This is a genomic window from Vreelandella populi (assembly GCF_003989825.1).
Lineage (GTDB): Bacteria > Pseudomonadota > Gammaproteobacteria > Pseudomonadales > Halomonadaceae > Vreelandella > Vreelandella populi.
In genome coordinates this window covers 587627-608426 of sequence record NZ_RZHE01000006.1, presented here as the reverse complement: position 1 = coordinate 608426, position 20800 = coordinate 587627, and the positions used below count along the sequence as shown (strand labels likewise).

General features: G+C 58.2%; 20 protein-coding genes. 6 read left to right on the top strand and 14 right to left on the bottom strand.

Features of this window, described 5'->3' with window-relative positions; all coding sequences use genetic code 11:
• Positions 1–71: 71 nt before the first annotated feature.
• From ELY25_RS07810 to sodC, 6 genes are all read right to left on the bottom strand, one after another.
• On the bottom strand, positions 72–1835 hold the full coding sequence (locus ELY25_RS07810) for an ABC transporter permease subunit (RefSeq protein WP_126950704.1): 1764 nt from the start codon (positions 1833–1835) through the stop codon (positions 72–74).
• Positions 1836–1848: 13 nt separating this feature from the next.
• A complete protein-coding gene (locus ELY25_RS07805; RefSeq protein WP_126950703.1) occupies positions 1849–3369 on the bottom strand; it encodes an ABC transporter substrate-binding protein in 1521 nt (506 codons plus the stop codon).
• Positions 3370–3499: 130 nt separating this feature from the next.
• Positions 3500–4375 (bottom strand): ABC transporter ATP-binding protein, encoded by an 876-nt coding sequence (locus ELY25_RS07800; RefSeq protein ID WP_126950702.1) that lies wholly within the window; start codon positions 4373–4375, stop codon positions 3500–3502.
• Positions 4375–5205 carry an ATP-binding cassette domain-containing protein gene (locus ELY25_RS07795; protein WP_126950701.1) on the bottom strand — a complete coding sequence of 277 codons (831 nt, stop codon included), beginning with the start codon at positions 5203–5205 and terminating at the stop codon, positions 4375–4377. The genes ELY25_RS07800 and ELY25_RS07795 overlap by 1 nt, the downstream gene beginning before the upstream one ends.
• A 162-nt stretch (positions 5206–5367) precedes the next feature.
• On the bottom strand, positions 5368–6831 hold the full coding sequence (locus ELY25_RS07790) for a carbon starvation CstA family protein (RefSeq protein WP_126950700.1): 1464 nt from the start codon (positions 6829–6831) through the stop codon (positions 5368–5370).
• Positions 6832–7045: 214 nt separating this feature from the next.
• A complete protein-coding gene (gene sodC / locus ELY25_RS07785) occupies positions 7046–7579 on the bottom strand; it encodes a superoxide dismutase family protein (RefSeq protein ID WP_126950699.1) in 534 nt (177 codons plus the stop codon).
• A gap of 194 nt (positions 7580–7773) precedes the next feature.
• On the opposite strand from sodC, the gene ELY25_RS07780 reads away from it, so the two are divergent.
• The 4 genes from ELY25_RS07780 (at position 7774) to ELY25_RS07765 (ending at position 10762) form a co-directional block, all read left to right on the top strand.
• The gene (locus tag ELY25_RS07780) at positions 7774–8577 is read left to right on the top strand and encodes a pseudouridine synthase (RefSeq protein WP_126950698.1); all 804 of its coding nucleotides are present in this window, start codon (positions 7774–7776) and stop codon (positions 8575–8577) included.
• An 11-nt stretch (positions 8578–8588) separates the two neighbouring features.
• The gene (gene tcdA / locus ELY25_RS07775; protein WP_126950697.1) at positions 8589–9446 is read left to right on the top strand and encodes a tRNA cyclic N6-threonylcarbamoyladenosine(37) synthase TcdA; all 858 of its coding nucleotides are present in this window, start codon (positions 8589–8591) and stop codon (positions 9444–9446) included.
• A complete protein-coding gene (locus ELY25_RS07770; RefSeq protein ID WP_126950696.1) occupies positions 9443–9661 on the top strand; it encodes a DUF1653 domain-containing protein in 219 nt (72 codons plus the stop codon). Before tcdA ends, ELY25_RS07770 begins: the two co-directional genes overlap by 4 nt.
• A gap of 192 nt (positions 9662–9853) precedes the next feature.
• A complete protein-coding gene (locus ELY25_RS07765; protein WP_126950695.1) occupies positions 9854–10762 on the top strand; it encodes an MBL fold metallo-hydrolase in 909 nt (302 codons plus the stop codon).
• Positions 10763–10771: 9 nt separating this feature from the next.
• Here ELY25_RS07765 and ELY25_RS07760 read toward each other — a convergent pair whose 3' ends face one another.
• Together ELY25_RS07760 and ELY25_RS07755 are read right to left on the bottom strand one after the other, a co-directional pair.
• Complete coding sequence (locus ELY25_RS07760; protein ID WP_126950694.1) at positions 10772–11887, bottom strand: metallophosphoesterase; 1116 nt, start codon at positions 11885–11887, stop codon at positions 10772–10774.
• Between the two features lie 95 nt (positions 11888–11982).
• Positions 11983–12930 (bottom strand): LysR family transcriptional regulator, encoded by a 948-nt coding sequence (locus ELY25_RS07755; protein WP_126950693.1) that lies wholly within the window; start codon positions 12928–12930, stop codon positions 11983–11985.
• Positions 12931–13127: 197 nt separating this feature from the next.
• Here ELY25_RS07755 and ELY25_RS07750 point away from each other — a divergent pair, with 197 nt between their 5' ends.
• The gene (locus tag ELY25_RS07750) at positions 13128–14186 is read left to right on the top strand and encodes an SDR family oxidoreductase (RefSeq protein ID WP_126950692.1); all 1059 of its coding nucleotides are present in this window, start codon (positions 13128–13130) and stop codon (positions 14184–14186) included.
• A 91-nt stretch (positions 14187–14277) separates the two neighbouring features.
• Here the strand turns inward: ELY25_RS07750 and ELY25_RS07745 are convergent, their stop codons facing one another.
• From ELY25_RS07745 to ELY25_RS07720, 6 genes are all read right to left on the bottom strand, one after another.
• Positions 14278–15702, bottom strand: a complete 1425-nt coding sequence (locus ELY25_RS07745) for an FAD-dependent oxidoreductase (protein WP_126950691.1) — start codon at positions 15700–15702, stop codon at positions 14278–14280.
• Positions 15702–16634 carry a polysaccharide deacetylase family protein gene (locus ELY25_RS07740; RefSeq protein WP_126950690.1) on the bottom strand — a complete coding sequence of 311 codons (933 nt, stop codon included), beginning with the start codon at positions 16632–16634 and terminating at the stop codon, positions 15702–15704. The genes ELY25_RS07745 and ELY25_RS07740 overlap by 1 nt, the downstream gene beginning before the upstream one ends.
• Before the next feature lie 4 nt (positions 16635–16638).
• Positions 16639–17616, bottom strand: a complete 978-nt coding sequence (locus tag ELY25_RS07735; protein WP_126950689.1) for a polysaccharide deacetylase family protein — start codon at positions 17614–17616, stop codon at positions 16639–16641.
• A 27-nt stretch (positions 17617–17643) separates the two neighbouring features.
• Positions 17644–18309 carry an isochorismatase family protein gene (locus tag ELY25_RS07730; protein ID WP_126950688.1) on the bottom strand — a complete coding sequence of 222 codons (666 nt, stop codon included), beginning with the start codon at positions 18307–18309 and terminating at the stop codon, positions 17644–17646.
• 60 nt (positions 18310–18369) lie between these two features.
• Positions 18370–19263, bottom strand: coding sequence for an isocitrate lyase/PEP mutase family protein (locus ELY25_RS07725; protein ID WP_126950687.1), 894 nt, complete (start codon positions 19261–19263; stop codon positions 18370–18372).
• 87 nt (positions 19264–19350) lie between these two features.
• A complete protein-coding gene (locus tag ELY25_RS07720; protein WP_126950686.1) occupies positions 19351–19746 on the bottom strand; it encodes a nuclear transport factor 2 family protein in 396 nt (131 codons plus the stop codon).
• Between the two features lie 213 nt (positions 19747–19959).
• On the opposite strand from ELY25_RS07720, the gene ELY25_RS07715 reads away from it, so the two are divergent.
• Positions 19960–20763 (top strand): GntR family transcriptional regulator, encoded by an 804-nt coding sequence (locus ELY25_RS07715; RefSeq protein WP_126950685.1) that lies wholly within the window; start codon positions 19960–19962, stop codon positions 20761–20763.
• Positions 20764–20800: the final 37 nt, after the last annotated feature.

Genomic DNA, 20800 nt, shown 5'->3' with positions numbered 1-20800 from the left:
GCGCTGCTAAAACGAAAACGCCCCCGAATATTTCGGGGGCGTTTTTTTGCCTGATCATCTGCGTGAGCCATCTAGCGGGCTGACTTGCTTGAGCCTACAAAGCTTGAAAGCGACACGGCAAGTACCGAAAGCAGCACCAGCGCAAGCGCCGGAATCAGCACCGCCCAGGGCGCGCGCTCGATATAAGGCATGCCTTCAGCCAGCACTAATCCCCACTCTGGCGAGGGTGGGCGCGGCCCCAGGCCCAGAAAGCCCAATGCCGCAAGCGCCAGGGCGACCCCCGGCAAGCGCAGCATGGCGTGGCGAAACACCGGGCCAATCACCGCGGGAAGAATATAACGACTCATCAAGCGCAGTTGCCCCACCCCAAGAATCGGCGTTATCCGCACGTGTGGCTGGGCTTTTGCCTCGGTAACCAGCGCCGCTGTATGTGCGGCAAGCGGCGCCCAGGCCACGGCTGTAACGGCAATAATCGCGCCGCTGGTGCTGGGCCCGATCAAACCGGCAACGATAAGACCCGCAATGGTCGGTGGCGTCGCCTTGGTGATCTCGATAGGCCCTGTGGCAAGCCTCGGCGCCAGGCCAATCAGCAGCCCCAGAATCAGCGTGAAAAATACCACGACAATCGCCATGCCAATCGTAGACAGCGCGCCATGCGCCACCCGTGCCAGAATATCGCGCCCGGTCCCGTCCGCCCCCAAGGGAAGGCCAAGGCTGGGTGTTTCAAGGCGCATAAAGGCGGAGCTGAATGGGTCGCGGGTAATACCTGCCACCACTAGCACGCACAGCAGTATGATCGCGACGGCCGGGACGATCCACGTTCGACGCGACACGCTCTGCTCGCTGTGGGCAACGGGCAGGGCACCCAGGCGAAATGCCCGGCCCAACAGCAGGGCACGACCCATATTGGCAAGGCTGCCCAGCACAATGGCAATCACCAACAGAATAAGAATGCCGGTTTGCAGTGCAGGCATGTCCTGGGCCGATGCCGCACCCAGGGTGGCCCGACCCAGACCCGGAATCGAAAACACCTGTTCGACGGCAATCGCGCCGCCAGTCAAGCCCACCATGACCATGCCCACCTGGGGCATAAGACTGGGTAGCGTACGGCGTAGAACGGATAGCGTGATACGGCGATGAGAGAAGCCTGCCACGCTCCAGGTCGCTACCCAACGCTCGGTAAAGGTGGCCGAGAGGCCATCACTGAACAGGCGGCCCAAAAGCCCACCGGCGGGAAGGCCCAGGGCTAGTGCCGGAAGCACCACGTAGCTCAAGCCGCGCCAGCCGTAAGGCGGCAGCCAGTTAAGCCAGGCGGCAAACACCACCAGCAGCAACGAGGCAAGCAGGAACTCGGGCAGAGCCGTTAATGCTGCACCCACGGCACCTGACGAACGGCTGATCTGGCCGCGTAAACCGCGCCGAACCACCGGCAGGCAGATAAGCGTTGCGGTGACAACGGCCACCAGCATGGCAAAGCCCATCAGGGTAAGCGATACCTGGGCGCTTTTCAGCATGCCGGGTAGCACCGGCGCGCCTGAAATCCAAGAGTTGCCCGCATCGCCATGGAGAAGCCCCATTAGCCAGCGCTGCAGCATCTCCAAGGGGCCAGACTCCAGGCCCAGCTGCGTACGAATAGCGGCCAGCGCTTCAGGTGTTGCCTCCTGCTCGGCAGAGCGCGCCCGCAGGATGCTCAACGCCGGGTCGCGACCCGAAAGCCAGGGTAGCAGGCCCACCAAAACCACGACGCCGGTAAGCGTCACCAAGCGCGATAACAGCGGAATAAGCGGCTCGATGCGTAGGCTGCGCCATAGACGCAGTGATGTTGCGTTAATCATGCGTGGCGCGCCTTCAAGACTCGCTATCGGTGTCGAGTGTGGTCTTTTCGGAGATCAGCATACGCTCACGCGGGTCGCGCTCCGCGTTGGCAACCCGCGCCGACTCGCCCTGAATGACCCGCTCGTGCAGCATCGGAATCGCGGCATCGGTGCGCAGGATAGCAGCTTCGGCGTCAATAATTGCCTGACGACGCGCCTCGCCGGTAGGCTGGGCTGCCGCGTTGGCAAGCGCCTCATCAACGGCTGGGTCGCAAAGCTGGGCGATATTGAAAGAGCCTTCACAAGCGAAGTCGCTATACATGTAGGCCACCGGGTCGCCAGAGTCGAGCACGGTAGCACGCGACAGAATAAAGGCGTCAAATTCACCCGCCACGGCTTCAGACTCGATATGTGCGTACTCGCGCACTTCCTGCGTCACTTTGAAACCTGCCCGGGTCAACTGCTGCTCAAGCAGTACGGCCACTTCCGGCAGCTCAGCCCGGTCGGTAAAGGTCGCCAGGGTAATTTCAGCGCCATTTGGTGCGGTAGGCTCGGTGCGGTCGTCAATCTGAGTACGGTAGTCGCTTGCCCAGGCCAGCGCCGGGCCAAGCAGGCCTTCGGCGATATCGGCACGCCCTTCGTAGATGGTATTGACAATGGCGGCACGGTCAATCGCTTCCCGGGCGGCCGCGCGCAGGCCGGGGTCGGCCATGGGGCCTGATTGGGTATTCAGGTAGAGCGTATTGGTGCGCGGCATGGGCACTTCGTGGACAAGCGCCTGGTCAAGCAGCGCCACTTGAGACACCGGAATGGCTTCCACCACGTCGGCGTTGCCGGTTCTTAGTGCAGCGGCACGCGCCGTACCGTCGGAGACGTAGTCAGCGTCAATACCGGCAACCGCGGCGGGTTCGCCCCAGTAATCGCCGAACCGGTCAAGCGTGGCGCTGGTGGTGCCGTTGATCTCTTTAAGTACAAAAGGGCCGGTGCCCGCTTCGATAGGATTCACCCGGCCGTCTTCGCCGTAGGCACTGGCCGCCAGGATCGCCAGCTGCGGGCTGGAAAGCCGGTTAGCAATCAGCGGGTCGGCTTTCTCGGTACGTATAAGTACGGCATTGTCGCCATCGGCTTCAATGGTCATATTGACACCATCCAGAATACGCGGCTTGGGGGCCGCCTGGGTCGCGGCGGTCAGGGAGTTCACCACATCATTGGCGGTCAGCTCGGTACCATCGTGGAAAGCCACGCCGTCACGAATCACAAAGCGCCACGTCTGATCATCCACCTGCTCCCACTCGGTTGCCAAAAATGGCTTTGGGTCGCTGTTAGCATCCAGGCGAACCAGGGTTTCAGCATTACTCCAGCGCGATAGTTTAAAAGCGTCGTCGGATAATGGGCTCAACCCTGAACGTGGCGGCTGAAGCATCGCCACGCTAATACGCTCATCGGCGTCTGGTGAGGCCGAGACAGCATCGCGCTGGTCATCAAAGCAACCAGCGAGGAGAAACGGGGTGGCCAGGGCAACGGGTAACGATAGGCGAAGCTTGCGGCGTAACATTGGAAAGTCTCCACATCAGGAATATAAGTAAAAGCTAAAAGAAAACAGCCATCAGACGTGCGTAGGCAAACGCTTAACCGCCACGCTGGCGAAACGGGGTATCAGTCACGGATGGTTTTTTAACAGCCCGCTATAAAAGCGCCTCCACATCGGCCGCATTACAGTGCGGGTAAGCGCAGGTGGGCAACTGAGAGACTGCCTTGATCAAGTCAAACGTTATGGGGTGGCGAGGCGTACGCCAAAGCTCTGCGGTGGGGCGGTCTTCAACAATCTTTCCGTCATCCATCACTAAGGTACGCTTGCAAAGGTTGGCGACCACGGATAAATCGTGCGATACCATCAGCAGGCCTGTACCGTTCTCATCGCAGAGCTTTTTAAGCACGTTGATCACCTGAGCGCGCACCGGCAGGTCAAGCCCGCTAAGCGGCTCGTCGGCCAGTAAAAAACGCGGGCGCGTGGCTATCGCCCGGGCAATCGCTACCCGCTGCGCTTGGCCACCGGAAAGCTCATGAGGCTTGCGGTCCAGAAACGGAGCACCTAAACCCACTTGCTCAAGCGCTTCCTGGGCGCGCTCAATCGGGTCGCACGCTACCTTGAGCCGAATCAGCGGCTCGGCAACCAGTGCGCGCACGCTCATTCGTGGGTCAAGTGAAGACGCCGGGTCCTGGGGAATATACTGAACTGCTTGGCGGTACCAGCGCAGGCGGGCTGTAGACGCGGGGCGCACCGCTTTATGTTGGCAGGTAATCGATCCGCTATCAGGTGCTTCAATGGCCAGAAGTGAGCGCAACAAGGTGGTTTTGCCCGAGCCGGACAAGCCCACCAGCCCCACGCGTTCGCCGGGGTAAAGCGTGAGGTCGATATCGCGCATTACCCGCTTGCGCTCACCCGCTCGCCAGAACATCTCGCGCGGCAGCGTGACGCTTTTATTAAGTCCGCGTGCCGATATAAATGCTTCTCTACCCACGAATGCTTCCTGAAGACTAAACGGTATGGGACTTTGCATCAGGCGCTCTTTAAGTAGTCAACGGATTGAGGTTCGGTCGTGCTCGTGAACTCGGCGGGCTGTACGCTGTGTGCCGCGGTCACCAGTTCTTGAGTAAAGCGGTGCTGTGGCGCGGTAATCAGCGTATCCAACGCGCCACTTTCGATCATTGCGCCGCGTTCGATAATCACGGCGCGTTGGCAGAGCTGGGCGGCTGCATGAAGATCGTGAGTGATAAACAGCAGCGATGTGGCCGTTTTACCCGTATGTTCACGCAGGGCGCGGAGCACCTGCGCCTGGGTGACGACATCCAGGGCGGTCGTGGGCTCGTCGGCCACGAGCAGCGAGGTTTTACAGGCCATGGCAAGCGCAATACATACGCGCTGGCGCTGGCCACCGGAAAGCTCGGCGGGCGTGCGTTTGATCAAACGCTGCGGGTCCGGAAGGCCCATGGCCTCAAGTAATGCAACGGTTGCCTGCACGGCCGCCTTGCGTGATAGGCCGTGGTGGCGCGTGAAGGGCTCGCGCAACTGAGAACCGATAGTCACCAGCGGATTAAGTGCCGAGAGCGAATCCTGAAACACCATGGATACGCGGGTTGCGTTGCGGCGCTGCGCAGCAGGGGTGTGGATGACTTCCTGATCATGAAGGCGAATGCTGCCCTGGACGTGGGCATTAGGGGGCAAAAGCCCTAATACTGCTTTCGCGGTAAACGATTTCCCCGATCCCGATGCGCCGAGTAGGCACACGCGCTCATTCGCCATCACATCAAAGGAGAGCCCTTCGACGACCGGTTGGTGGCCAATTTGAATGCGCAGGTCACGCACGGATAATACGGGGTTGCTGCACATGGACAACATCTCAAGCTAAGCCATTAAATCGTAAGTAATCGTTATGATATAACGTTTTTAATGTGGTCAGCAATACGAGGCGTTAACTCACAGGCATAAAAAAAGCGCTGAAGACTCAGCGCTTGAAAACGGCCAGGCAGCGGGCTGCCTGGCAATGGGTAATTACTTGCTGGCCGTGGCCAGCGCTTCTTCACCAAAGTTATTGGCCGGCTCGTCCACCGCAAAGGTTGCGCGGCTCAAGCGGCGTACACGCTTCATGAATAGCGCAATGCAGATCAGGGTACCGAGGGCAGCGGCGGCGTAGCTCCACTGCAGCGGCAGGCCAAAACCAATCGGCGCGTAGGCGATATAGGTAAAGGTCGCCATGGTCATGAAGACCGCCGGGATCGAGGTGATCAGGTACGGCTTGCGTGAAAGCACCAGATACATGGTGGCCACCCACAGGGCGATGACGGCGGTCGTCTGGTTGGCCCAGGAGAAGTAGCGCCACAGTAGGGTGAAGTCCATGTGGGTCAGAATGTAGGACATCGCAAACAGCGGCAGGGCAATCAGCAGGCGCTTGACGATCGGGCGCTGGTCGATTTTCAGGTAGTCGGCAATGATCATGCGCGCACTACGAAACGCGGTGTCGCCCGAAGTGATCGGGAGAACGATAACGCCGAGTACCGCCAGCGTGCCGCCAACGGCGCCCAGCATGGTGGTGGCCACTTCGTTGACGACAGCCGCCGGGCCGCCCGCCGCCAGCACGTCAGAAAGGCTTTGGTCACCGTGGAACAGGCTCATGGCCGCCGCCGCCCAGATCATGGCGATAACGCCTTCGGTGATCATCATGCCGTAAAAGATCTTGCGCCCGTTGGTCTCGTTTTCGGTGGTGCGCGAAATAATCGGGGTTTGCGTGGCGTGAAAACCGGAAAGCGCGCCGCAGGAGATGGTCAAGAACAGCAGCGGGAAGATGGGGGCACCTTCCGGGTGCATGTTCTGGAATGAAAGCTCAGGAATGGGTGCGCCGGTGACCACCATGCCGATACCGATACCCGCCGCGCTGAACAGCAGCAGTGCGCCGAAGTAGGGGTAGATACGGCCAATCACCTTGTCGATGGGCAGCAGCGTGGCAATCAGGTAGTAGGCAAAGATCGCCAGGATAATCACGGTCAGTGAAATCGACGTCATGTTATTCAAAAGCGCCGCGGGCGACGTGACAAACACGGTGCCTACCAGCAGCAGCAACAGAATGGCAAAGCCGTTCACCACGTGCTTCATGGCCTTACCAAGAAACTTGCCCGCTAGTTGGGGCAGGTGAGCGCCGTGGTTACGAATCGAGATCATACCGGTCAGGTAGTCATGCACGGCACCTGCAAAAATGCAGCCGATCACAATCCATACAAAGGCAATCGGACCGTAAAGCGCGCCCAGAATGGGCCCGAAAATAGGCCCGACACCGGCAATATTCAAAAGCTGAATTAACGAGTTGCGCGTAGTGTTCATCGGCACGTAGTCGATATCGTCACGCATGCTGAAGGCAGGCGTCTGACGTTTGCGATTAGTGACGAAGACCCGCTCAACGAATTTACCGTAGGTAAAATAACCCACGATCAACAGCAGTATCGATACGATAAAGGTAATCATTTTGGGCACTCAATGGTCAGGGGGATAGTGAAGAGCGATAAGCATGCAGAAAATATTCGGTCAGCACGCTTATTTAGACCGGCTGAATGTACAGAGTCATGCGACAAATCGCTTTAAGACTTTAGTTGCCCACTGGGGTTGAGTGCGAATACTGGTAAGAAAACGGGCAGCGTATAACTGCCCGTTAATATTGCAATGGTGAGTAGTCGTGGTGTTACGACTCAACCACACCGCATGCCATGCGACCACCGCCGCCGCCCAGGTGGGGCTCATCGGAGTATGTGTCGCCGCCTTCGTGGATCATTAGCGCACGCCCCGGCATATTTTCCATGCTCAGGCGCGGCGCCAGCACGGGAAGGTTGGCTTCGCCGTCATCGTTAACCGTCAGCACGGGCAGGTCGCCTAAGTGACCATCGCCATAAGGGCCCTGATGGGTGCCGGTTTCTTCGGGGTCGTAGTGGCCGCCAGCGGCTTGAGCGGCTGTCATTTCGCCGTCATCATTTTCAGCTGGCTCACAGCTGGCATTTTGATGCACGTGAAAACCGTAAACACCGGGCTCAAGATCGCTTAGCGAAGGCGTCAGCAGCAAGCCGTCATCGGTCTGTTCCAGCGAAATGGTGCCAATGGACTCTTCAACACCATCCACACTCACCTTGTGCATATCGACATCCAAGGTTTCGTTGGCGTGGGCGGTGGAGGCAAGCAGCAGTGAAGCCGCAATACCGGTAAGCGTGGTTGCAATACGCATGATGAACTCTCCTTTCCTGATCCATGGAAACGCGGGTTAAGCGTTGTTACTCAAGGTAGCTGGCTCTGCACGACTCCGCCAACCCCGCCTGCCACAAGCATCCCCAGGTGATTGGCGGTTAAATCCTCCGGCAGTGGATGACATCTGCCCGCCAAGCCGCGACAATAGCGCCTTGTTTTTCCCCAGGAAGCGCTATGTCGGCCCTTAGAATCCTTTATCAGGATGAGCACCTTGTCGCGGTGCATAAGCCCTCAGGGCTCTTGGTGCATCGTTCGGCACTGGCCCGGGGCGAGACCCAGTTTCTGCTTCAACAGCTGCGCGACCAGTTGGGCCAGCGGGTATATCCCGTACATCGGCTTGACCGGCCCACCTCGGGCGTTATCGTGTTTGCGCTCTCTTCAAGTGTTGCCGCCTTGTTAAGCGAAGCGTTCAGCGAACGCCAAGTCGAAAAGCGCTATCTGGCGGTGGTGCGTGGTAAAGCCCCCGAGCAGGCGCGCCTGGATTATCCGCTGCGTGAAGAGGACGGCACACGGCCCAAGGCGGAGATGCCGGCCATGCCCGCCATGACCGATATTCGCCGCCTGGATAGTGTGGAACTGCCGGTACAGGTCGACCGCTACCCGAGCGCGCGCTATTCGCTGGTGGAAGCTCGACCGCTCACCGGACGTCGCCACCAGATCCGCCGCCACCTGTCGCGGCGCGGCTACCCGATTATTGGTGACGCCAAGCATGGTAAAAGTATCCACAACCGATTTTTTGCCGAGCAGCTCGGCGCACCGCGCCTTTTGCTGGCGGCGACCTACCTGGCGTTCGACCACCCAGTAGTGGCAACGCGGCTAGCCATTAGCTGCGCGCTGGATGAAATAACGGCCGCGCTGTTTGATCACCTGGGGTGGGCCGGGCACCTGCCGCTGGATAGCGTGCGTACGCTACCGCTGGCCGCGTCTTCTGCTCTTCAGGAAGTATCGGTTCAAGTTCCGTCTGTTCAAGAATTATGAGTAAGCCTGCTATGTCCTCGACCACCTCAACAAGCACGCCAGCAACGCCTTCACCGGCCTCGGCTGATTATGAATTTCGCTTTGGTGGCATTCGGCGCCTCTACGGGCAGCGCGCGGCCACCTCATTTCGCCATGCCCATGTGGTGGTCGTAGGCGTAGGCGGCGTTGGCAGCTGGACGGTGGAAGCGCTGGCGCGTTCTGGTATCGGCAAACTCACTCTGATCGATCTGGACGACGTGTGTGTTTCCAACGTCAACCGCCAGCTTCACGCGCTGGATGGCACTATCGGCAAACCCAAGGTAGACGTGCTGGCCGATCGCTGCCGCCTGATCGCCCCTGAGATCGAGATTGTCGCTGACACCGCGTTTGTCACGCCGACCAATCTTGCCGAGCGCATTCCCGATGACGCCGATCACGTGGTGGACGCCATTGATAGCGTAATTGCCAAGGCGGCGCTGATCGCCTGGTGCAAGCGGCGCAAGATTCCGATTACCGTGACCGGTGCTGCCGGAGGGCAGACCGATCCTACGCGTATTCAGGTTGCCGATTTAACCCGTACCGAGCACGACCCACTGTTGGCAAAGGTGCGCTCGCGCTTGCGCCGTGATTACAACTTCTCACGTAACCCCAAGCGCCGCTTCTCGGTCGAGTGCGTCTACTCCGACGAGCAACTGGTTTACCCCGGAAGCGATGGCGAAGTGTGCCTGCAAAAGCCCGACAGCGGTGAGGCCACCCGGCTGGACTGCGCCTCCGGCTTTGGCGCGGCGACGTTCGTCACCGGCACGTTCGGCTTTGTCGCGGCCTCCAAGGTGCTTGAACGCCTGGCCAAAAAAGCCAACCAGCCAGCTACTCAAAAGGAAAGCGAATGACTGCCCCTGTTCCCGGTATTTACCGCCACTATAAAGGCGCACTTTACGAAGTGCTCGGCACCGCCCAGCACAGCGAGACCGAAGAACCGCTGGTGGTTTACCGCGCCCTGTATGGCGACTACGGGATGTGGGTTCGTCCCCTTGAGATGTTTACTGAGGCTGTCATCAAAGAGGGCCACACCCAGCCACGCTTCGCACTTGAGAAAGCGTTTTAGTTGGCTTTTGCTTTTTCCTCAACATCTTCTTTGCTCAGAAAAAAGGGGGGAGCTGCCTGCTTTATCGCTTTACTGAAGCAGTCGTGTTAATACGTCATAGCTCTTATATTCTTTATATGACTATGGTTATAACACGACTGTTTCAAGTGGTAGGCTATGGGCTTATCACTTAGTGAGCAGCCAGGAGGCCGCATGAAGACGTTTGCACGTTCAGCAAGTACGGGGCAGGGCATGCCGGAGGTGGCCGGCTTTTTTGATTCGCGTACGTTTAGCGTTCAATACATCGTCAGCGACCCGACCACTCAGAAGTGCGCGATTATCGACCCGGTGCTGGATTTTGACGAAAAGTCCGGCGCCACGGCCACCCACCATGCTGATGAGCTGCTTGCCTATGTGGCGAAGCACGATCTGAGCGTTGAGTGGATTCTGGATACCCATCCCCATGCGGACCACTTCTCCGCCGCCCAGTACCTGAAAGAGAAAACCGGTGCGCCGACCGCGATTGGCGAGCACATCACGCAAGTACAGGCGCTATGGAAAGAGATATACCACTGGCCGGAGATGCCCTCGGATGGCCGCCAGTGGGATAGGCTGTTTGCGGCGGGCGATACGTTCAAGATTGGCGAGTTAAGCGCCCGTGTGCTGCATTCACCGGGGCATACGCTGGCCTCGATTAGCTATGTTGTCGGCGATGCTGCGTTTATCCACGACACGCTGTTTCAGCCGGATTTTGGCACCGCGCGGGCTGATTTTCCTGGCGGCGATGCCCAGGCACTCTGGCACTCTATTCAGCAAATTCTCGCACTCCCCGGCAGCACCCGCCTGTTTACCGGCCACGACTATATGCCGGATGGCCGCGAGCCCTCGTGGGAAAGCAGTGTGGCCGAGCAGCGGGAGCGTAATTTGCATCTAGCGGGCAAGCGTAAGGCAGACTACATTGCCCTGCGCCAACAGCGCGATAGCGAACTACCCATGCCGAAACTGATGCTTCACGCGCTGCAGGTGAATATTCAAGGTGGGCGCTTGCCGGAGCCTGAAGTCAACGGCAAGCGCTATTTGAAAATCCCTCTGGATGCCTTAAAAGGGGCGAAGTGGGGCTAGCACGATGGTTTACTTCTGACGCAGTGTAATACGGGTTAACTCCGAAGGCTTGCCCAGGCGCAGCGCAAAGCCAGGCCAAAGCCCGGTGCCGTTGTTAACGTAAAGCGCCATCCCCTCAACATCGTACATGCCTGACACAAAGCCGTTATTGGCACGGGCCACGATGCGATCAAACCCCCAAATCATGCCGCCGTGGGTGTGGCCGGAAAGCTGTACGTCAACGCCAGCTGCGGCTGCGCTGACGGCCTCAAAGGGTTGATGGTCGAGCAGGATAATCGGCGCGTTGGCGGGGGCACCAGCAAGTGCCACTTCGACGTCCGGTGCGGGCCAGCCGGTACGGGGTGCTCTTAAATCAGTGATGCCAGCAAGCACTAAATCGGCCCCGTCTCGATTGATCACGGCATGCTGGTTGGCCAGCGTCTGCATACCTAATGATTGGTAATGCGCCATCCACTGCTCGTAGCCAAAGTAGTATTCATGATTGCCGGGGCTTGCATAAATGCCGTCGGGTGCTGAAAGCGCTTGAAGCGGCGCCACGTCGGCGCGCCGGGCTTCAAGATCACCATCGATCAGGTCACCGGTGATCACGATCAAGTCAGGCGCCAAGGCATTGGTCTTGGCAACCACCGCGTCAACCCAGGGCGTCTCAAATAACCTGCTGATATGCAGGTCGGTTAGGTGAATGATTTGATACCCGTCAAACTGGGCGGGAAGCTCGGCAATGGCGATCTCGACCTCTTTCATGGGCGGTACACGCACCGCCTGGTTGACCGCAAACGCCGCCATTGCCAGGGCGATAGCCCCAATGGCGTAGCGCAAAAGAGCCGGGATCGCGAGGCGCCGCCTTTTGATTACCATCAAGATAGCCGTCCCCAGGTCGACCAATAACTGTAATACCGCCAAAAAAATCATGGCGCCGAACAGCCAGTTAATGGCCAGCACCATTATTCTGGGCACCTCGGGGGAGAACATGCTGCCGAAGGCCAAATACGTCATCAGATGATGCTGTGAAATGAGCAGTAGCAACGCGCTGAGTGGAATCTTGACCCAGAGCGGCCAGTGTAGCGGCGCCAGGTAACGGGCAATAACGATCAGACAGGGTATGGCAACAAAGAAGTGAAACATCAATGGCGCTCGTATAAGAGGAAGTCGTCGGTTAGGTAAGCAAACCACTAAATTAGCGATTCAGCAAAAAAAGTGCAGAGTTGGCCGAGGCAGCGTCATGCGTTGTCACCGGGTAGAAGCCGTTCACACCAGCTGTCCCACGGCGGTACAGGCCCGACTACCTCGAACAGATGATCCAGAAAGGCGCTGACTTTTCGGGTATGCAGGCGCCGCTGAGCATACAGCACATGTATATCGCGTCTACCGGGGGCCACCTCGCCGCGCCACTGTTCCAGTACGGGTAGAAGTGCTTGAGCGGCCAGCTCGTCGGCAATCAACCAGGTAGGAAACATGACCAGCCCCTGGCCCATCAATGCCGCCCGCACCAGGCTTTCGGCATCGTTGCTGTAAAGGGAGCCATCCACTTTACAGGTGAGAGAAGGCTGCTCAGGATGATGAAAATACCAGCGTTGGCGGCCCATTTCACCTTGGTAAAGCAAACAGTTGTGCTCGCTCAGGTCCGCCGGGGTAAGAGGCGTCCCTGCGCGCTGCAAATAGGCCGGGGCCGCGGCCACCACGTAATTCATGGGCGCCAGGCGGCGTGCCACTAGCGTGGTATCTGCCAGTTCGCCGACCCGAAACGTGATATCGAGGCCTTCACGCACCGGGTCGGTCAGTTGGTCGGTGAGCATTAATTCGACCTTGATAGCGGGGTAGCGGCGCTGAAAGTGATGCAGAATCGGCAGGATCTGCCGCTGTCCGAAAGCGACCGGCGCGTTAAGACGCAGCAGGCCCGAAGGCTCAGAGCCAGGAGCCATCAGCGCCTCGGTGGCTAGATCAAGCTGCTCAAGAATCTCACGTACATCCTGATAATAACGCTCACCGGCTTCGGTCAGCGTAACCGCCCGGGTATGCCGATAGAGCAGCTGCTGGCCCAGAGACTCTTCCAAAGCCGCAATCTGGCGCGAGATAGACGACACCGCACGATGGAAGTGGTGTGCAGTAACGGTAAAGCTGCCGGTCGCGGCTACTCGCTCGAAAACACGTAATGCATTGAGATCCATTAGGTTGCGCCTGAAGCAATAAAGATTTGCGATTTTTCCAATTGTAGCAACTCTGGTGGCTGTCCAGAATAAGCCATAACCAATACGGACACAGCGTTCGTCTTTTAAGAGCTTTTTCACAGCTACATTTTTAGAGCTAACTCTTTCAAAGCAATTTTGATGGCAACGAGTTACCTCGTTTGGATAAGGAGTTAACAATGCGTAAAGGCAATGCTCTTGTAGTAGGCGCGACCGGTATTACCGGTGGCAACTTGGCAAGCTATCTTAATGCCAGTGGCTGGACCGTTTACGGTTTATCACGCCGTCCCACTACCCAAACCGGCATTATTCCGGTTGCCGCCGATCTTCTGGATCGTGAAGCCACCGAGAAGGCGCTGGCCGATTTACCCATTACGCACGTGTTCTACTGCACGTGGATCAAGCGTGATAGCGAAAAGGCCAATGTTGAAGCCAATGGCGCGATGATGCAGAACCTGTTGGATGCCTTGCAGGGTGCAAAAATCAAGCATGTTTCTCTGGTCACCGGCACCAAGCAGTACCTGGGCTCTTTTGAGAGTTATGGCAGTGGCAAGACCGAAACACCGTTTCGTGAGTCCGCGCCGCGCGTACCGGGTGAGAACTTCTACTACACCCTTGAAGACACCATGTTCGCTGCCGCCAAGCGTGACAGTTTTAGCTGGAACGTGCACCGCCCGCATACGGTGATCGGCTATGCGCTGGGTAACGCCATGAATATGGGCGTGACGCTGGCCGTCTACGCGTCTATCTGCAAGGCAACGGGCAAGTCCTTCACGTTCCCAGGCTCCCAGATTCAGTGGAATGCACTGACCGACCTGACCGATGCACTCGTGCTGGCACGCCAGCTTGAATGGGCCGCTACCACGCCGGGCGCCCATAACGAAGCATTCAATACCGTTAACGGTGATGTTTTCCGCTGGCGCAGGCTCTGGCGTGAAATTGGCGAGTTCTTCGAGGTGGAAGTGGCCGATTGCCCGGAAACGCCGCAGCCGCTGGAAACACAGATGGCCGATAGCGCGCCTACCTGGGCTGACATTGCTGAAAAGCACGACCTTATTGAAGCCGATGTGACCAAGCTGGCGTCCTGGTGGCACACCGATGCTGACCTTGGCCGTGAGCTTGAGTGCGTCAACGATGTGACCAAGTCCCGGGATTTCGGCTTTGATCACTTCCGCGAAACCCGCGCTGCGTTTTTCGATCTGTTCACCCGCTTACGCGCAGAACGCATCATTCCTTAAATAAAAACGCTGTTCAACGCAAACCGGGGCGCCTGATTGGCACCCCGGTTTGCGTTGTCTGCTCTGAAAGTCTTGTTAGATCAGGGCTGGATCAGGGCAGCACCGCCGAGTGAAGCTTTAGGTGAAGCAGCTCAGCGGCATTTTTACCGGCGACGGCCCCGAGCACTACCGCGCTGAGCAAACCGTTACCGGAAAGGTAGCCGCTGTCGTTGGAACCTGACACGCCGCGGGCCGCCCCGCCTGCCGCAAACAGGTTGGGCAGCGCCTGGCCCTGTTGATTGAGCACGCGCGTCTGGGTGTTGATCTCAAGCCCGCCCTGGGTATGAAACAGCGCACCCGTTACGCGAATGGCGTAGTAGGGCGGCTTTAATAGGTTGACCGGATCAAAGGCGCGCCCAAACGGGTCGGCCTTTTGGTCCTGGGCCAATTGGTGCATCTCGGCAAACGTGTTTTGTAGTGCTTCAAGCGGCAGGTTCAGGCCATCGGCCATCGTTTCCAGGTTTTCGAAACGGCGTACGGCGCCGGTATTAAACGCGTTGCGATAGTCTTCAAACGCCAGCACAGCTTGGTGAATGCGCTCGTCAAAAACGTTCCAAGCAATCTTTTCCGGCTGTGCCAGCACTTTGGCGGCTTGCTCGGAATAGCCGCCATGCTCATTGGAAAACCGCGCGCCCTGAACGTTAACCTGAATGCCGCCCTGCATCATCACCGCCCAGCTGATCAGGGTTTGGTGGGGCGTAGCCAGCGACCCATGGCCCTGGCAGGCGGCCAGATCTTTGGTGCTGGCACCCATCGCCTGCCCCCATAGCAAGGCATCGCCCTGGTTGCCCTCATGGCCGTAATAAAGCGCATGTTTGAGCGAGGGAATATACCGGTCCACCAGTTCAGGGTTGCCGCCATAGCCGTTACACGCCAGTATCAGTGCATCGCAGCTGATGTTTTCGCGGCTGCCATCCGGGCGTTCGAGCGTCACGCCGCGCACTCGCTGGGTGGTATCTACGTGAAGGTCCACCACTCGGGCCTGGGTAAGAATATCGATACCTGCCGTTTCAGCGGCGCTTAACAGGGCGCCCATCAGCTCTTCCCCCGTACGCCGTGGTGTTGCATGCATACGCAGGTGGGTATGGCCGGGGTATAAAAAACCTTCTACCAGCTCGAAGGGCAGCTGATGCCGGTCAGCCAGCCACTCAATGACGGGCCCCGACATGGTCGCCAACAGATCGACGATGGCGGGATCGGCCTCATAACCGTTTTTATACTGAATATCCTCGGCCATTTTGGCGGGCGTGTCGTCGACGCCCAGGGCTTTTTGAAACCGCGTATTGGCGGCAGGAATAAAGCCTGACGACATGGCGGTGCTGCCTTGGGGCCGCGCATCGCGCTCCAGCACGGCCAGTTCAATTCCTGCTTCATGAGCCGCCAGCGCCGCCACTAGACCGCAGGCGCCGGCGCCAATAATCAAAAGGGGCAAATGCGCATCAAAGGTGTGGTGCTGCGTGTAGGGAACGATGGCCATTATGCTTGCTCCGTTGCCGCACTAAATGCATCGAGAATCTCGCCAGCCGGTGCCTGCCATACCTCGCTATGCCCGCTTATATGCGCCAACACTTCTTCAAGACAAGCTATGCGGTGAGGTTGACCGACCAGCCAGGGGTGCAGATTAAGAGCAAACAAACGCCCGCCCTGCTCGCGAGACTCTTCGAGCAGAAAATCGAAGGCATCTTTTACCTGCGTTACCCACGAATCTTCCGAGTGCAGGTTCTGGCTCATCACGAACTGGTCTTCAATTTCGGTTGCCAGCGGCATCATGGCCAGGCTGTTCGTCTGGGTATGACACGCATAGGGCATATCATCATTGACCCAGTCGGCGCAGTACTGGATACCGTTCTCGGCCAGAAGATCCAGCGTGTTGAAACTCTGATGCTTGGCGGGACTCAGCCAGCCGCGAACGGGCTGACCGGTTACGCGGCGCAGGGTCTCGACAGAGCGTTTGACCAGCTCGGCCTCTTCTTCACGGGGCTGGCCGCCATAGTGCAGGTGGTCCATGTTCCAGCCGTGGGCGATAAATTCGCCGCCGTGTGCTTTCAAGCGTTCAACCAGATAAGGCGTTTGCTCGGCCAATTGGGCGTTGATGGCAAAGGTTGGCTTGATATTGTGAGCTGCCAGCGCCTTGAGGACTCGATAGATGCCCACCCGGTTGCCGTAATCGCGCAGCGAGAAGTGGCGCAGGTCCGGGTAGGGCATGGTCATGCCATTGGGTACCTTGAACGGCTCGCCGCGCTGATTGAGTGGATAGAACTGCAGCGAAACATTGATCCATACCGCCAGGGTCTTGCCTTCCGGCCAGGTGATGGGCGGGCGTTCGCTCAGCATCGACCACTCAAAACGCTCATGATCGTAGCCGTGGCGGCGCAGCGGGTAGTCGAGGTAGTCATCGTTGAGTGCCATGGCGTTATCCTTCCCTGCCTGCGCTGACGGCCTGGGCTGTCATGCTGTCGAGTGCAGCGTCGTAATAGTGGGTCATGTAGTAGTCGGCAATCTCACGCCCGGTGGCGACCCATACATCCGGGTGGCCGGTAATGTACTCAAGGGCCTCTTCAAAGGCCTTGATGCGGTGCGGGCAGCTGACCTGGTAGTTGTGGGTGGGAATGCACATCACCGTGCCGGACTCCGCACCTTCCAGGTACAGGCGGTCGAAGTGGCGTTTAAGCATGGTCGAATACTGGCGCGGCTCCACCTTGTTTACCGCATACACGATGGTGTCGTTCATCTCCAGCGAATAGGGCATGGAGATGAACCGCTTGCCGGAGCGCACCCTGACCGGCGTGGGCTGGTCGTCATGGAACAGGTCACAGGTATAAAGCCCGCCCTTGGCGCCAAACAGCTCTTCGCCTACCTCGGCAAACAGGTCCAGCGTGTGCTCGGAGTGAGAAAGCGCGGGGGCGAGATATCCGGCGCACGCCTGCCCCGTATGACGATGAATGGTTTCCATGCTGTCGCGGATCATCATTCTTTCTTGCGCTTCACTTAATCCGTAGGTGTAGCGGGTGTTGTAGATGCCGTGGCTGAAGAACTCCCAGTCGCGCTCTTTACACATCTGGATGATTTCCGGGTGGTGCTCGCAGAGCGCCGTCGATAGCGATATGGAGCCGCGAATGCCGTACTTGTCCAACAGCGCCATCTGACGCTGGTGGCCCACCCGGTTGCCATAATCGCGAATGCTGTAACCCGGCACCGCAGGGTGCGGGTGGGGCCACGGTTTGCGGCTGGGATTCTGGGGCGGGTCGAGTTCGTAATACTCGATATTGGGCGCGACCCAAAAGGCTACCTTGGCGCCTCCCGGCCACTCGATCCTGGGGCGCTGGTCGTAGGCCCAGTAGTCATATACGTCTAAGCTCTCTTTTAAGCACGCTTTTAAGTTTTCTGTCATTACCGGCTCCTCCCTCTCTTGTAGGCGTTACGCGTTGCCATCCAGCCAGGCCAGTACATCGGCCACGGGCATCACATCGGCATACTTGAGGTGCAGGTCGGTCAGGTTGGCGTAGTGGTAGCTTTCGTGCTTATCCGATACGCACTCCATGGGAACAATGGTGCGATACCCCCGCGAGAGGCTGTCCACGGCGGTGGCGCGAATGCAGCCAGACGTGGAGCCGCCGGTAATAATCACGGTGTCGACCTGATGCCAGACCAGCAGTGACTGCAGCGGCGTTTCAAAAAACGCTGACGGCATGCGCTTGGTGTAGATCACGTCGCGGCTGCGGTCGGTCTCACAGCGCTCGTCGAATTCGGCGCGCTCAGAGTCGTACTTGATGTTTTGCAGCGAGTCCGGCGTATCGGTGCGGGTACCCCAGACACCTGCGTCCTCAGCCGAGTCCAGAAAGGCGACATGCGTCCAGACCACCGGCCAGCCCTTGTCCCGAAAGCCGCGTGCCAGCTGGTTGGTGTACTCCAGCTGCTTGGGGTCGGTTTCATACGCGGTCTTGTAAAGATCGGTGCGGGTATAGGCTTTTTGCGGGTCCACGTTGACCAAAACGGCCTTTTTGCCAAAGCCGAACGGCACCCGCTGCGGGTTGGCCATGACATCGAAAAAGATCTCTTTGGCGGTTTTATCGGTGGTCTGCATCGTCGTCTCCTGACTTTTATTTATTGAAGCGTATGGCTGGGGGCCATCCGCGAGCAGGGCTCAGCGGTTATCGTACTGCTCGCCAAGCTCCAGCATCTTCTGGGTGCCCAGGTAGTCGTTGAGCTGTTTGAAATCGAGCATCTGGTCGCGGAAGGCATCGGTGGTGCCGTCCTGCTTGAGCGTGGCAAAAAAACGGCTGGCCATATGGGTAATGGCCCGTACCAGGGCGCCGGGGAAAATCACCAGCGAAAAGCCGAGCGCCTCGAGCGCCTGAGCATTCTGCAGCGGCGTGTCGCCACCCTCTACCATGTTGGCCATGATCGGCACTTTGCCCTTGAACTGCGCCATGATTTTCTGGATATCCTCGTCTGTGCGGATACCTTCGATAAACAGCATATCCACGCCGGCCTCATAATAGGCCTGGGCGCGCTCGATGGCGCTGTCGGTGCCTTCCACGCCCAGGGCATCGGTTCGCCCAATGATCAGCGTGCTGTCGTTTTCCCGGGCATCGAGTGCTGCATGCAATTTTCCGACCATTTCGCCTTTGGGTACCAGGGTCTTGCCCTTCAAGTGGCCGCAGCGCTTGGGGTAGGTCTGGTCTTCAAGCTGAATGGCGTTGGCGCCCGAGCGCTCCAGCATACGTACGCTGCGCATCACGTTCATGGCATTGCCAAAGCCGGTATCACAATCCACTACCACTGAGAGGTTGGTCCGCTCGCGAATATGCGCCATGGCGGTGCAAATTTCAGTGATGCTTAAAAGACCGATATCGGGCCGGCCCAGCTGGGTGTAGGCCAGGCTGGCACCCGAAAGGTACACCGTATCAAAGCCTGCCTGCTCGGCCAGCGAGGCACCTAAGGCGTCGAACACGCCAGGCGCCACGACAATGGGCTTTTCATGAAGCAGTTGTTTGAGTTGCGTTGGCTGGTGTGTAGCGGGTTGTTGGCGTGTCATAAACGTCTCGTTATTTTCCAGTGAAGCGTTAGCGATTGAATCGGAGCGTTAGCGATTAAGCCGAAGCGTCAGCGATGCATAAGGGCGTTAGCGGCGGATAAGGGCCAGATCGTTCCAAACGTCCTGACGGGTAATCAGGCCATCGGTTAATTCAAAGCGGTCGATAAAACGCACGCCGGTAAACGTGCTGCCATCCAGCCATTCCACGCTCAGCTCGCCGTGGCAAAACACGAGGGTGTGGTTTTCCTTGATGACGCGGTCGATGGCGTGAAAGGTCTTTTGGACGTGGTGATAGCGGTTTTTGGCCCAGTCCACCAATTCGCTTAACCGGTACATGGGCGGCGCATCGGGAAACTGCATGACCGCGCCTGGCGCAAGAAACGCTTCCGCCTCTGCCAGGTTGCGCATTTCCAGCGCCTGTAAAAAAGCGCGCACGCGCTGCGCATCATTGTTTGTTACGTTCGCCGCTGCCGTGTTAGCCATCGCGAGGTTTCCATACGGTTGGCCGCTCGTTTAACGCCTCGCTGGCTGCGCTACTGGCAGGGCGATGATTCTGTAATAATGACGTTGAACGACAGCTGCTGTGTTATTGATTGTCTTTTCATATGTATTATATGTAATACATTTTTATGTCTATTATTGTCCCCGCGTCAAGCTTGGCGTATTTTTTTTACAACAGCAAAAGGAGCGGCATGAATGAGTGAGGCGCAGCCTTCGGCGATGGGCGGTACAAAATCGCACCGAATTTATCTGCTGCTGAAAGATGCCATCCTCAGCGGCCGGTTACCGGCCGGCAATAAGCTGCCGGGCGAAAACAAGCTGGCCGAGCAGCATGGCGTATCACGCGTTACGGTCCGGCGCGCCATGGAAGCACTGCAGTCGTCGGGGCTTGTTGAGCGCAAGGCGGGGGTAGGTACGGTAGTGCTGGAGCATCCGCTAGATGCCACGGTAATGACCGCCAGCGTGTCTAACCTGTTGCCCAACATGCTCAAGATGAGCCAGGCATCTCAAGTGCGGTTAATTGAGTTTGCCTATGTGCTGCCACCGGAAATGATCCGCGAGCGTCTGGGAATGGCCCACGGCGGCAAAGTGCAGCGATCGGTGCGAGTACGCATGGTGGATGACAAACCATTTTCCTACCTGGTGACCCACGTTCCGGAGTCGGTGGCATTGCACTATAACGAAATGGATCTGGCCAATACGCCCCTGTTCGTGCTGTTGGAGCGCAGCGGCGTAAAGGTCGACCACGCCTCTCAATCCATTTCCGCTACCTTGGCCAATCATGATATTGCTGAAGCGTTGGATGTCGCCGTGGGCTCACCGCTGATTTCATTGACCCGGGTGGTATACGACGAACAGGGCCGGGGCGTGGAGCATCTGGATGCGCTGTATCGTCCGGATCGCTACCGCTTCCAGATTGACCTAGAGCGAAACGGTGACGACAACTCGCGCTATTGGGAACCTAAAGTGGGAGGAATGCCTACCCAGGGCGAGGGGTAGGCACAGATGCGAGGCCGTTTTTTTAATGTATTAAAAT

What these genes read in the sequence shown, in the direction of transcription:
- ELY25_RS07730 (WP_126950688.1), bottom strand. Translation starts at nt 18,309, where the DNA reads ATGCAGACCACCGATAAAACCGCCAAAGAGATCTTTTTCGATGTCATG.
- ELY25_RS07770 (WP_126950696.1), top strand. Translation starts at nt 9,443, where the DNA reads ATGACTGCCCCTGTTCCCGGTATTTACCGCCACTATAAAGGCGCACTT.
- ELY25_RS07715 (WP_126950685.1), top strand. Translation starts at nt 19,960, where the DNA reads ATGAGTGAGGCGCAGCCTTCGGCGATGGGCGGTACAAAATCGCACCGA.
- ELY25_RS07750 (WP_126950692.1), top strand. Translation starts at nt 13,128, where the DNA reads ATGCGTAAAGGCAATGCTCTTGTAGTAGGCGCGACCGGTATTACCGGT.
- ELY25_RS07725 (WP_126950687.1), bottom strand. Translation starts at nt 19,263, where the DNA reads ATGACACGCCAACAACCCGCTACACACCAGCCAACGCAACTCAAACAA.
- sodC (WP_126950699.1), bottom strand. Translation starts at nt 7,579, where the DNA reads ATGCGTATTGCAACCACGCTTACCGGTATTGCGGCTTCACTGCTGCTT.
- ELY25_RS07800 (WP_126950702.1), bottom strand. Translation starts at nt 4,375, where the DNA reads ATGCAAAGTCCCATACCGTTTAGTCTTCAGGAAGCATTCGTGGGTAGA.
- ELY25_RS07795 (WP_126950701.1), bottom strand. Translation starts at nt 5,205, where the DNA reads ATGTGCAGCAACCCCGTATTATCCGTGCGTGACCTGCGCATTCAAATT.
- ELY25_RS07745 (WP_126950691.1), bottom strand. Translation starts at nt 15,702, where the DNA reads ATGGCCATCGTTCCCTACACGCAGCACCACACCTTTGATGCGCATTTG.
- ELY25_RS07790 (WP_126950700.1), bottom strand. Translation starts at nt 6,831, where the DNA reads ATGATTACCTTTATCGTATCGATACTGCTGTTGATCGTGGGTTATTTT.
- ELY25_RS07740 (WP_126950690.1), bottom strand. Translation starts at nt 16,634, where the DNA reads ATGGCACTCAACGATGACTACCTCGACTACCCGCTGCGCCGCCACGGC.
- ELY25_RS07780 (WP_126950698.1), top strand. Translation starts at nt 7,774, where the DNA reads ATGTCGGCCCTTAGAATCCTTTATCAGGATGAGCACCTTGTCGCGGTG.
- ELY25_RS07765 (WP_126950695.1), top strand. Translation starts at nt 9,854, where the DNA reads ATGAAGACGTTTGCACGTTCAGCAAGTACGGGGCAGGGCATGCCGGAG.
- tcdA (WP_126950697.1), top strand. Translation starts at nt 8,589, where the DNA reads ATGTCCTCGACCACCTCAACAAGCACGCCAGCAACGCCTTCACCGGCC.
- ELY25_RS07805 (WP_126950703.1), bottom strand. Translation starts at nt 3,369, where the DNA reads ATGTTACGCCGCAAGCTTCGCCTATCGTTACCCGTTGCCCTGGCCACC.
- ELY25_RS07810 (WP_126950704.1), bottom strand. Translation starts at nt 1,835, where the DNA reads ATGATTAACGCAACATCACTGCGTCTATGGCGCAGCCTACGCATCGAG.
- ELY25_RS07720 (WP_126950686.1), bottom strand. Translation starts at nt 19,746, where the DNA reads ATGGCTAACACGGCAGCGGCGAACGTAACAAACAATGATGCGCAGCGC.
- ELY25_RS07735 (WP_126950689.1), bottom strand. Translation starts at nt 17,616, where the DNA reads ATGACAGAAAACTTAAAAGCGTGCTTAAAAGAGAGCTTAGACGTATAT.
- ELY25_RS07755 (WP_126950693.1), bottom strand. Translation starts at nt 12,930, where the DNA reads ATGGATCTCAATGCATTACGTGTTTTCGAGCGAGTAGCCGCGACCGGC.
- ELY25_RS07760 (WP_126950694.1), bottom strand. Translation starts at nt 11,887, where the DNA reads ATGTTTCACTTCTTTGTTGCCATACCCTGTCTGATCGTTATTGCCCGT.